The 11,834-nt window shown below is 32.5% G+C and carries 12 protein-coding genes; 8 read left to right on the forward strand and 4 right to left on the reverse strand.

Features of this window, described 5'->3' with window-relative positions; all coding sequences use genetic code 11:
• A partial coding sequence (locus tag Q0L29_RS06380; RefSeq protein WP_296620052.1) for an SDR family NAD(P)-dependent oxidoreductase occupies nucleotides 1-432 on the reverse strand: 432 nt, incomplete at its 3' end.
• Nucleotides 433-582: 150 nt separating this feature from the next.
• Between Q0L29_RS06380 and Q0L29_RS06385 the strand changes: the two genes are divergently transcribed.
• Entirely contained in the window at nucleotides 583-1,713 is a 1,131-nt protein-coding gene (locus Q0L29_RS06385) for a DUF4221 family protein (RefSeq protein WP_296620054.1), read from the forward strand.
• Nucleotides 1,714-1,745: 32 nt separating this feature from the next.
• Here Q0L29_RS06385 and Q0L29_RS06390 read toward each other — a convergent pair whose 3' ends face one another.
• Both Q0L29_RS06390 and Q0L29_RS06395 read right to left on the reverse strand, forming a co-directional pair.
• Entirely contained in the window at nucleotides 1,746-2,129 is a 384-nt protein-coding gene (locus Q0L29_RS06390) for a hypothetical protein (RefSeq protein ID WP_296620055.1), read from the reverse strand.
• 52 nt (nucleotides 2,130-2,181) lie between these two features.
• Entirely contained in the window at nucleotides 2,182-2,862 is a 681-nt protein-coding gene (locus Q0L29_RS06395; RefSeq protein ID WP_296620057.1) for a septal ring lytic transglycosylase RlpA family protein, read from the reverse strand.
• Between the two features lie 99 nt (nucleotides 2,863-2,961).
• On the opposite strand from Q0L29_RS06395, the gene Q0L29_RS06400 reads away from it, so the two are divergent.
• The 7 genes from Q0L29_RS06400 (at nucleotide 2,962) to Q0L29_RS06430 (ending at nucleotide 11,261) form a co-directional block, all read left to right on the forward strand.
• Nucleotides 2,962-5,025, forward strand: a complete 2,064-nt coding sequence (locus Q0L29_RS06400; RefSeq protein WP_296620060.1) for a SpoIIE family protein phosphatase — start codon at nucleotides 2,962-2,964, stop codon at nucleotides 5,023-5,025.
• A 44-nt stretch (nucleotides 5,026-5,069) separates the two neighbouring features.
• Nucleotides 5,070-5,423, forward strand: coding sequence for an STAS domain-containing protein (locus Q0L29_RS06405; protein WP_296620062.1), 354 nt, complete (start codon nucleotides 5,070-5,072; stop codon nucleotides 5,421-5,423).
• Nucleotides 5,407-5,832 carry an ATP-binding protein gene (locus Q0L29_RS06410; protein ID WP_296620064.1) on the forward strand — a complete coding sequence of 142 codons (426 nt, stop codon included), beginning with the start codon at nucleotides 5,407-5,409 and terminating at the stop codon, nucleotides 5,830-5,832. The genes Q0L29_RS06405 and Q0L29_RS06410 overlap by 17 nt, the downstream gene beginning before the upstream one ends.
• A gap of 82 nt (nucleotides 5,833-5,914) precedes the next feature.
• Nucleotides 5,915-8,062: a peptidylprolyl isomerase gene (locus tag Q0L29_RS06415; RefSeq protein WP_296620065.1), complete on the forward strand. Its 2,148-nt coding sequence runs from the start codon at nucleotides 5,915-5,917 to the stop codon at nucleotides 8,060-8,062.
• Nucleotides 8,052-8,945 (forward strand): peptidyl-prolyl cis-trans isomerase, encoded by an 894-nt coding sequence (locus Q0L29_RS06420; protein ID WP_296620067.1) that lies wholly within the window; start codon nucleotides 8,052-8,054, stop codon nucleotides 8,943-8,945. The genes Q0L29_RS06415 and Q0L29_RS06420 overlap by 11 nt, the downstream gene beginning before the upstream one ends.
• A complete protein-coding gene (locus Q0L29_RS06425) occupies nucleotides 8,926-10,275 on the forward strand; it encodes a peptidylprolyl isomerase (protein WP_296620069.1) in 1,350 nt (449 codons plus the stop codon). The genes Q0L29_RS06420 and Q0L29_RS06425 overlap by 20 nt, the downstream gene beginning before the upstream one ends.
• 5 nt (nucleotides 10,276-10,280) lie before the next feature.
• Entirely contained in the window at nucleotides 10,281-11,261 is a 981-nt protein-coding gene (locus tag Q0L29_RS06430) for a MoxR family ATPase (RefSeq protein ID WP_296620071.1), read from the forward strand.
• A 2-nt stretch (nucleotides 11,262-11,263) separates the two neighbouring features.
• Here the strand turns inward: Q0L29_RS06430 and Q0L29_RS06435 are convergent, their stop codons facing one another.
• On the reverse strand, nucleotides 11,264-11,773 hold the full coding sequence (locus Q0L29_RS06435) for a TrmH family RNA methyltransferase (RefSeq protein ID WP_296620073.1): 510 nt from the start codon (nucleotides 11,771-11,773) through the stop codon (nucleotides 11,264-11,266).
• Between the last annotated feature and the right edge of the window lie 61 nt (nucleotides 11,774-11,834).

Consider the following 11,834-nt stretch of genomic DNA (forward strand, 5'->3'; position numbering starts at 1 on the left):
ACCCACTAAGCTACTGGTCACTACAAAATGTCCTGATTTCTGGCTGACCATATGTGGGGCCACTGCTTTAGTCAAAGCTATGGTTCCAAAATAATCGATTTCCATAATTTTTCTATCTACTGATAAATCAGTTTCTAGAGCCATACCTCTTTGACTAATGCCACCATTATTAAAAAGTATGTCAATTCTGCCAAAATGCTCCAAAACTTCTGCCACTTTGGAATCAAATGTCTTGATATCAGCCAAGTCAAGAGGGAGAATCATAATATTTTCAGGTTTGGAAGATTTTGCTCTCACTTCTTCCAAAACCTCCTTTCTTCGGGCAGAAATCACCACTTTTGCTCCTTTATTAATGAGTTCGTAAACAACTGCTTCCCCTATTCCGGAACTGGCTCCTGTTACCCAAGCAATTTTATCTTTTATTTTTGTCATAATTGGCTCTATTCATCATCTGATGAGCGAATTTACATTTTATCCGCTTCTTTCTTTAGAAATATTAACAAGAAAATTAAACTATTTATTTAGTACTTAGGATAATTGTTCTATCTTTATATTATAAAACTATCTACCAAAGAACTCAAAATGAAATACGCTTCTTTTTTTCTCGCTATCGCCTTTACCATTTTCTTCACGTCTTGTAATCAAAATGAAAAGAATGATGAAGCAAAATCAGAAATCAGCATATCAATCGATTCAGTCATGGTTAATTCCAAAGGAGAAATCATAGACACAAAATATGGATTGAACTTTTATGGATTTGATCAGGAGAAAAAGTTTATGTACAAATTCAATAATAATAATCGTCATGGATTGGAAGTAATTGACATGAATAAATTGGAGTTGGTTGATTTTATCCCGTTCGAAGTGGAAGGCCCGAATGGCACTACCACCAGAGTGAGTGATATTAATTACGTTTCTGATGATGAAATCATCATTACCAACTCTCAGGCAATATTGATATTTAATAAAAATGCTGAATTGCAACATAAGTATTCCATATATGGAAATGAATTCATAGGAGACTCAATACCCAAAGACCTTCAAATGGAATCAAGCGGATTATATATTCCCGAGAAAGATATCTCTTTCAATTTAATCAATGAAGGTTTTGGCTATGTAAGGGGTTTTTCAAAATTAGACTTGTATGAAAATACTCGCCAACCTTATTGGGTAGATGAATTAAAAAAACTTGACGATTACCATATTTCGCTCTCTTTGGATGGCAAAATGATTATGTTAAGAACATTTCTATATACTACTTTTCAGGATGACAAATTCATTTTGAGCCACGATATGGAAAATGAAGTTTACTATTATAATTTGAAATCTGATAGTATAGTGCATAAAAAATATAAAAGTCAATTGAGCCCAAACAAAAACGAAGTTTATGGCAAAATAGAGGCAGAATCAAGAGAAGAATTAGGGAAAATCATGTCTGCCCGTAATAAAAGCATTCGTTTTGGGAATTTTGTTTTTGATGAAAAACAAAATCAATTCTATCGATTTTCTTCTTACTCGACCAGTACGGAAGAAAAGGAAGAGAAATGGAAAATCATTTTAACCATATTTGATGAAGAGCTTAACCAAATTAATGAAACTGATAAGCTTGAATTAAAAGAGGTGCCTAAAACTTACTTTGTGAAGGACGGCAAAATTTATATTTACAAAAACATGGAAGATGAATTGGGATTTTTGGTTTTAAGTATGTCTTAAAAATATACTGATAAAAATATTCCCTAAAATATTTAAAAAGCATAATAAGTGCCATCAAGCACTTCTACTTTCAATTGATCTGAATTGATTTCTAATACTTTAAAATTAGCAATCAAATCTCCTTTAGTATTTTTCACTGTAAGTTTAGAAGTCTCTAAATTAAATTCATAAACTCCTTCCTCCATATAGTGAGCATCAGCTGGGTGCAATACCAAATACTCACATTTATTGTTAGAATAAAATTTGTAAGTCGGTCTAAACCAAGAAATGCCAAGACGTTCATCATCACAAAGATAGTATAGCTGAACATCTTCTCCTCTCTCTGCTAAGGTCCAACATTTTTGTAATGTTACATTTCCATCTTCACTGCAAGAGAGAAGAATAAGGGGTAATAGTAAAAAAATTAAATTTTTCATCTACTTAAAAGACACATAATCTATCCTTTTGGTTGAGAATTATAAAATTAAATTAGTATCGAGTGACAAAAGCATCTGGAAATCGGTCTGCAATCTTGGCTTTAAGTTTATCCGCTTTCCTTCTATTACTATAATCTCCCAAAATTAAAGCATATACCTTGGCATCATTCAATTCCTTTACCTCGATATATAAACTTGCTCGATATGATTTCTCAATATTTTCTGAAAGCTTCAGCATATTATCAAAGCCTTTGAAACTTCCCACCTGAACGCCAAAGCCTGAGGGATCTTTCCTTTTTACTTTCATTTGAAAATAGGATTCATTTTCAATATTTTGATCAATTTGAACGGGTCTATTACTATTCGTTCTGCCGTCTCCCGCATCAACTACTTCTATTTGTACTTCAGCCAATCCCTGATTAGTAAATTTTAATTTTTCTGCAGCTGATCTGGATAAATCAATCACTCTTCCTTCCACAAAAGGCCCTCTATCGTTTATCCTCACCTCTACAGATTCCTTATTTTCTAAATTGGTGACTTTCACTATGGTTCCAAATGGCAAACTTTTATGAGCAGCTGTCAATTTTTTATGTTTATATTTTTCACCACTAGCCGTCTGCTTACCCTCAAATTTATCTGCATAAAAAGAAGCTGTTCCTTTTTGGATTTGCGAAAATGCCACTCCAAGACTTAGGATAAATAACAAAAAAGTAAAGATTAATTTTTTGAGCATTTTAATTATTTTTTAGTATGCATGAATTTAATGTTTGTAAAACTATTTTCACAATAATTTTTAATAGCTTATTTTGCCAAAGTTTAGAAAAATAAAAAATTGATCTCAGAAAAAGGACTTTTACGCCTCTCGTTATTATTTGCAATTCTCTGCTGGCTATCGTTAGTACTGGCAGATTTATTTTTGCTATTTGCTGAAATTAATGAAGCAGATGCAGGGATAACCAAGGAGATCCCTCAACTTTTACTTTCTCTCTTTATAATCCTTGTTTACTTCTTTTTCAAAATTAGAATACAAAAAGCAGAAAGCATCAACTTTATTGATTTACTATGGCATGTTTTTTCCACAGGACTCATAGTTTCATTAGTACAATTGGCTGTCAGCCTCTTTTTCTATCTCCTGAGTGATAGCAAATTGATGCAAAATCCTTTGATGGTAAATTTTTTCTACCACATCAATCTTGGAGCTATCATTGTTTTCTTGATTTCCACATTCATTGTATGGAAAAGATTAATTCTTTATCAAAAGAATAAACGCCTATTAATAATTTGGCAAATATTTGAATATTCTTTGTTAGCGACTTTGCTTTACAGTTTTTTCCAAATTGGCTCACAGCAGTGGTTATTCAACGGACTATTAGGAGTTTTTATATTATATGGATTGGTACTTTCATTTAATTTAAAATGGATTGCCTATTTAAACTTCAAGCAAAAGTGGCGAAGTATTTTGCTACTGGCATTAGTTATTTTATATCTCTATTATTTCATTAATAATCTTTTTGGATTCTCTCAAGAATTCAATTTGATAATGGATTTACTGGATAATGTATTCATTTTATCCATTGCAGGATTTATATTTTTATATGCTTTAATATCAATTCTAGTTATTCTCTTCAACTTACCGACTTCTTCTGTTTTTGAACAAAAAATAAGTGAAGTTTTAAATTTCCAGCGTTTAAGCCAATCTATACAAAAAGGTGATAGCGAAAATCAAGTATATGAAGTTCTGCTGGAAAGCAGTAATAATGCTGTATTTTCTACTAGTGCTTGGTTAGAAATTCATCAAAATGGAGAACCTTATGATATCTTAAAATCGAATATCACAGATTTAAAAATCAATCAGGTAAGAAAAAGCATCCAGGACAGCGGGATATTTTCCTATTTAAATAAACATAGAGCTAATGATTTCCAAAAAGACCTAAATCTTAATAAGCTTACAGCTAATTTAAATGACCCTGATTATGGTTCAGTTTTGGTGATGCCTTTGGTCATACAGGATCGACAAATCGGTTTATTGGTAGTTTTAAAGGATGTTTCTGATGGATTTAATAAAGAGATGATCAATATCATCAGCTCATTTGTAAACCAAGCTTGTATTTCAATTGAAAATTTTGAATTATTAACTGAAGTGCTTAAAAATGAACGTTACCGAGAAGAATTAAAAATTGCCTCTCGCGTTCAAAAAAGTTTGCTCCCCCACTCTTTAATTTCGGATAAAGAATTTGAAATGCATGCATTCTATGAGTCTGCGGATGAGGTTGGGGGGGATTATTATGATTTCTTTAAAACAGCTGAACATAAAACTGCTGTAATTATAGGGGACGTTTCGGGTAAAGGGACATCTGCTTCCTTTAATATGTCTCAGATGAAAGGTGTATTCCATAGTTTGGTGCAATTTGACTTAGATTCTAAGGCTTTCTTTACCAGAGCAAACCATGCTTTAGGTCACTGTTTGGAAAAAACATCCTTTATCACTGCTGCCTATTATATTATCAACTCTCAAGATAAGAGCATAAGTTTTTCTCGGGCAGGACATTGTCCAGGTCTTTACTTCAATAAAAAAGAAGGCAAAGCGGAATATTTCCACAATAAGGGGATGGGCTTGGGTATAGTGAGAAATGATAGTTTTAAGAAATTTATTGATATAAGTAAAATAAATTACAATAGCGGAGATATTCTTTTTTTATATACTGATGGAATAATTGAAGCTAGTAATCAAGAAGGTGAGGAGTTCGGTTATGACAGATTAAGTAGCTATTTAGAGCAAAATAGTGAGAAAAAATCTGAAGAAATTCAAGATGGACTTATAAAATATTTATATGATTTTATAGGCACAGAAAATTTGGAAGACGATTATACTGCCTTAATAATAAGATTTTTATAACATGGCTGTCAACTTACTGAAAGTAAGCACGTAATAAAGTTTGTATGATAAACATTGAAACACATATTGAGGAAGAGGACCATATAATTATGGTAGAAGGTGATGTAGATGCTAGTTCCAGTATTCATTTGGATGAAGCCTTGACTGAATTAGCAAACGATGACTCAGTAAAATTTATTTTAGTGGACGGAACGCAGTTAAATTATATTTCGTCTGCAGGATTAGGTGTCTTCATGTCTTACATTGATGATTTTAAAAATAAAAACATCAAAATGGTAATATATGGTTTAAGCGAAAAAGTATTGAATGTATTCCAAATTTTGGGCTTAGACCAATTGATGACTATAGTAACCGATAAGAAGGAAGCGAAGGAGAAGTTACATGAAATTCAATCTTAGAGTATATTGCGAAAAAACACGTCTTAAAGACATTCGGGAATTTATCACCGAAAAGCTAAAGGCGTATATTCATGATGATTTGGAAATAAATCAAATGGTATTAGCAGTGGATGAAATCTGTGCTAATCTGATTATCCATTCCAATTATTGTAATGCCAATGAAGCCATTAACCTAGTGGTAGTAGTTGAGAAGGGTGGTGTTACTTTTGAAATTTCTGATGAGGGTGAAAAATTTGACCTTAAAAAGTATAAAGAACCCTCTATTCAAGAGGTAGTACAGACCAAGAAAAAGGGAGGAATAGGTTTAATGTTGGTCAGGCGGATTATGGATAAGGTTGAATTTGTCAATAAGGAGCAAAAAAATACATGTATTATGCACAAAAGATTTAATCACGATACAAAACAATAAATTATTCACTTCTCTGATTGCCTTATATTTTCCTGTGTGAATCCATTTGCATAAATTGCCAATCAAAATTCACTTTAGCCAAATGCGAAACATCAAAGGTTTAGTAATACCTCTTTTATTTATTTTCATTAGTTCTTGTAAAACAACACAAAAAACTTCCACATCGAAGGATACTCAACCTCTATTCACTATAGACTCTATATCAGTTTACCCTGATGAATTTATTTATGCATATGAAAAAAGCAATAAGAATAAAGGGGAAATTGAGCCAATTGAAGATTATTTGGATTTATACATTGACTTTAAATTAAAAGTACTTGAAGCCAAAGCAGAAGGAATAGATACTACTGAGGCTTACATAAATGAGTTAAATGGATATTTAGAAGAGATAAAGAAACCTTATCTCACTGCAGAAAAAGTCAATAAAGAACTAGTAAATGAAACTTATGAACGTTTACAGCAAGAAATAAATGCCAGCCATATCTTAATTAGAGTAGAAAGAGATACTAAAGCTGAAGACACTTTAAAAGCCTACCAAAAAATTAGTAAAGTAAAGAGTAAATTCGAATCAGGAGAAAGTTTTGAAGCATTAGCCAGAGAATATTCTGAAGACCCTTCCGCCCAAAATAATAATGGATTATTAGGTTGGTTTACTGCTTTCCAGATGGTTTATCCATTTGAATCTGCTGCATATCAAACGGAGAAAGGCGAAATTTCTCCAATTATTCGTACTCAATTTGGATATCATATCATTAAAGTAAACGATAAAAGAGAAACCTTGGGAAGGATCAAAATAGCCCACATCATGAAAAGATTCCCTCCTCAAGCATCAGCTGAAGACTCTTTGAAAACAGAAAAAGCAATAAGAGAAGTTTATGAAAAATTAAACTCAGGAGAGAATTGGTTTATACTTGCCACAAAAGAATCAGATGATTTAAGTACAAAAGATAATGGTGGAAGTTTACCTTGGTTTGGAGCGGGAAATCTGCCCTCGTCTCTGGAATCTGTGGCTTTTGAACTAGAAGAAGAAGGAGAAATATCTCAACCCGTTAAAAGTCCTTACGGATGGCATATTTTGAAGCTAGAAGATAAAAGAGGGGTCGGGAGCTTAGAAAGCATGCGAGAGAGCTTAAGTAGAAGACTTCAGCGTGACCAACGTTCGGAACTTAAAGAGGTGGAAGTTATTAAAAAACTGAAAGCAGAGAATAAATTCAGGAAAAATCCAGAAGCTTATGCTTTACTTAAATCAACAGGAAATTTGAGTATAGATGCTTTCAAAAAGAAGGAATTGGAAGTGACTCTTTTCACAATTTCTGAAAAAACATATACTATAAATGATTTTTTAAGTGGCTATGATTCAACCAAAAAATTAGATTCTGAATTAGAGCGCTATGAAAAATTTAATTTGATTCTATATGAAGAGAATAATTTAGAGTCAAAATATCCTGAATACAGATTATTAAGACAGGAATATAAAGACGGTTTGCTTTTATTCGAAATAATGAATCAAAAGGTATGGAGTAAAATAGGCGAAGACACATTGACGCTAAAAAAATATTATCAGGATAACCAAAATCAATACATGAGCAATGCTAAAATGAAAGTAGCCAGAATCTTATTTACGGATACTTCCTCAATAAAACCATTTAAGCAGCCAATAAAAGGCACTTATTTTCCGTTAACCGAAGAACTGGAATATGATAACCCTCAAAATTTGATTAAGAAAATTAAATTAAATGACAGCATCCAGGAAAAGATTTATTTTAGTTTAAAATTGCCTAAAAACATAGATAAAAATGACTCTGTTAAGCTATTTGAAGATTTAAATCAAACATTTAGCAATATGGAAGTTGTGAATCTTATCTATTCCGATGAAAATAAAATATATTTGCAGTTGCTTTCGGAAGCAAACGAGTTATTAGCTTTAAATAATAAAAGAATTGAATCCGCTTCTACTGAAATTATTGAGCTAACCGAAAACTCAAAATGGAATAATAAAAATGAAGGGTATTACATTAAAAATGTGACGAAAAACGGCTTAATAGAATTAAAGTATGCTTTAAAAAGCTATCCACCTATGCAAAAAACTTTTGATGAATCCAGACCAGAACTAATGGAAGACTTTCAAAAGCATCTTGAGTCAGAATGGCTTAAGGAATTGAAGCAAAAATATGATGTCACTGTAAACGAGAAGGTATTGAATAAAATAAATACAGAAATTGAAGAATAAATATTTATCCATATTATCATTTCTCTTCTCTATAATTTTTGTGGGTTGTGATTATATCAACCTAAAAAAATTAGGGAATGAGGAGCAAGAAACTGAAGAAATACAAGTTCCTGTAGCTAAGGTTGGGAGTTCCTTACTCTATCAGAAGGACTTAGCAGGAATAGTAGCAAAAGATATATCTCCAAAAGATAGTGCAAATTTGGTTAATCGATATGTCAATTCCTGGATCAAAAAGCAATTGCTAATTTCTGAAGCATCGGAAAAAATTAATTTTGATCAGGCTTCAATTGAAAGAAAAGTATTGGATTATCGTTATGCTTTAATGGTGCATGAGTATAAAAAATATTATGTAGATAATAATTTGGATACAGCAGTTACAAGTCAAGAAGTCCAAGATTATTACCAAAACAATAAGGATAATTTTGAACTGAAACAGAATATTATTCGAGGTTATTTTATTACAGTAACTAAAGATGCCCCAAAAATTAACCAGTTGAAAAAACTAATTAATTCAGATAAACCTGAGGATTTTAAAGAATTGAAATCATATTGTTTTCGATTTGCTGAAACCTATTTTTTAGAGGATTCTGTTTGGATAAATTTTGATGAAGCCATCCGAAACACTCCTTTTGTTGGAGTTACAAACAAAGTAGATTTTTTAAAGTCTAATAAATTTGTTGAGGATTCAAATGAAGAAAATCTATACTTCTTAAGAATAAAAGAGTATAAAATATCAGACCAAATATCACCTTTGGAATTTGTCAGGAATGATATCAAACAAATAATATTAAATAAAAGAAAGGTTGCAATAGCTAACCAACTAGAAGAGGAAGTTTTTGAAAAAGCGAAGAGTTCAAACAAATATGAAATTTACAATCAGTAAAAATAAATCAATAATTATAGCATTGGCATTTTTAACAATGCCTTTTTTGTCCTTCAGTCAATCAGAAGAAGTGGTGGATAAAATTATCGCCAAAGTTGATAATTATATCGTTCTGGAGTCAGATTTAGCTCTTGCGTATAAAGATTATTTATCGAGGGGTGGAAACAGCGGGAGTCCTGATGCCAGATGCGAGGTATTGGAAAACCTTATTGTTAACAAACTTTTATTAGCCAAAGCAGAAATTGATTCTGTTACGGTCTCCCCTATTCAGGTCGAAGCACAGCTGGATAACCGATTGAAAATGATGGTTCAGCAAATTGGCTCTGAGGAAAAGATTGAAGAATATTACGGTAAATCATTGGAAGAATTTAAAGTGGAAATTCGTGATGAGGTGAAAGAACAGATGGTAATGGGTGAAATGCAACGTACTATCACCTCTGATATAGAAGTTACTCCAAGACAGGTTCAAAATTTCTTTGACAATATCCCAAGGGATAGTCTTCCTTTTTATTCTACACAAGTTCAGGTTGGTCAAATAGTAAAAGAGCCTACCATGAGTAAGGAAGCTAAAGACAATATTAAAGCCAGATTAAATGGATTAAGAGGTAGAATTTTAGAAGGTGAGAATTTTGAAGACATTGCCAGATTATATTCTCAAGAACCCGGAGCCAAGCAATCTGGAGGAAATATCGGTTTTTTTGAAAGAGGACAACTAGCGCCTGAATATGAAGCTACTGCTTTAAGATTGAAACCAGGAGAAATTTCAAAGCCAGTAGAAACTGATTTCGGTTTTCATATTATTGAATTATTAGCAAGAAGAGGAAATGAATTTAATACAAGACATATTTTAATCCTTCCTAAATTCAATAAAAGTGATGTTGATAAAACTGTGAATTTTCTAGACAGCATTCGAACATTAATCGTAAACGACAGTATTACATTTGAAGCTGCTGCTGCTGAATATTCAGATGACATGAATACCTCATCAAATGGTGGATATTTTATGGAGGGTGAAGCTGGAGGAACTAAGGTATCTGTGGATGAACTTGATCCAAATGTTTTCTTTACCATTGACACCATGGAGGTGGGTAGCATTACAAAACCTATAATTTTTAGACAGCCTGACAGATCAGAAGCCGTTAGAATATTATATTATCAAGACAGAATTAAACCCCATAGGGCTGATATCAGAATTGATTACCAAAAAATTAAGCAGGCAGCATTAAATAAAAAAAGAAGTGAAAAATTGGCAAAATGGTTTGAAGAATCAAAAGATGATGTATTCATTGTTTTAGATGACCATTATAAAGATTGCCAAATTCTTAACTGATCAATATGGATAAATTTGAAAATGAGGTTGAAGCTGCAAATGCTTTACACGAAAAATTCGAAAGCTTAAAAAAAGAAATTTCCAAAGTAATTGTCGGGCAAGAGGATGTAATTAGGTTAGTAATAAGCTCTTTTTTCTGTCATTCCCACAGTCTTCTAGTTGGCGTTCCTGGTTTAGCAAAAACCTTATTGATTAATACTGTGGCTTCTGCCATGAATTTAAAATTTAATCGTATTCAGTTTACACCTGATTTAATGCCATCAGATATTATTGGAGCTGAGACCTTAGATAAAGACCGTAATTTCAAATTTATAAAAGGCCCTATCTTTAGTAATATTATACTGGCAGATGAAATCAATAGGACGCCTCCTAAGACACAGGCAGCTCTATTAGAGGCCATGCAGGAAAAAAATGTGACCGTAGCTGGCGAAACTTATGTTTTACCAGATCCATTTTTTGTATTGGCTACCCAAAACCCTATTGAGCAAGAAGGTACTTACCCTCTTCCGGAAGCACAGCTGGATAGATTTATGTTTAATATCACTCTGGACTACCCTTCTTATGAAGATGAATTGAATATTGTTAGAAATTCAGGGCAAGAAATTGAAGGAGTGAAATCAGTAATGACTTCAGATGAAATTCTTTATTTTCAAAAATTAGTAGATAAAGTTCCTGTTACAGACAATGTGATTGAATTTGCTGTGAAATTGGTTCATAGCACAAGACCCAATACAGAAAAGGCTTTCAATATTACCAATGAATATTTAGAATGGGGTGCAGGCCCGAGAGCATCTCAGTTCTTGATTAAAGGGGCGAAATGCAATGCTTTACTTAGTGGAAAATATTCTCCTGATATAGAAGATGTAAAAGCGGTTGCCGTTCCAGTACTTCGCCACCGATTGGTGAAAAACTTTAAAGCTGATGCTGAAGGTATGAGCATTGAAAAAATCATTGAAGAGCTCATCTGGAAAGTAGAAAATAAATAAAGCTAAATAGGCTTTTCGGTGACCTTATACAATCCTATTGCCAAGGCATTTACCACATTAATGGAGGAGTTCTCTCCAAACATTGGAATGTGATAATGGCTTTGGCAAAGTTGAAGCATTTCTTCTGAAATGCCCTGCCTTTCAGACCCAACTATCAAAACCATTTTTTTGTATTGATCAGCATTGAAGTTTTGAATGGGAATGCTCCTGTTTGTTATTTCCAAAGCTATAGCATGATAACCTGAATTCTTTAGTTTTTCGATTTCCTTTATACCATCGAGGTTGAATTCATAATGCATCGTCTTGTAAGTGTTTCTTGATGCTCTTTTTACTTTGGTGGTCAATTCCACGGTGTGATCCCCAACAAAATAAATCTTTTCAACCCCAAACGCTTCTGATAAACGCATGATCATCCCAACATTTTCAGGTGTGCGAATATTTTCAGCTATTAAAACAATTTGATGTTCTATTGAAGCACTATTAAACTCATGATGTGATAATTGAATTTCCACATCACAAAAATATGGATATTATGATGATAAATTCTCCTAAATAATAAGAGAATTTGGAATG

This window comes from Marivirga sp., from assembly GCF_024636815.1.
Classification (GTDB): domain Bacteria; phylum Bacteroidota; class Bacteroidia; order Cytophagales; family Cyclobacteriaceae; genus Marivirga.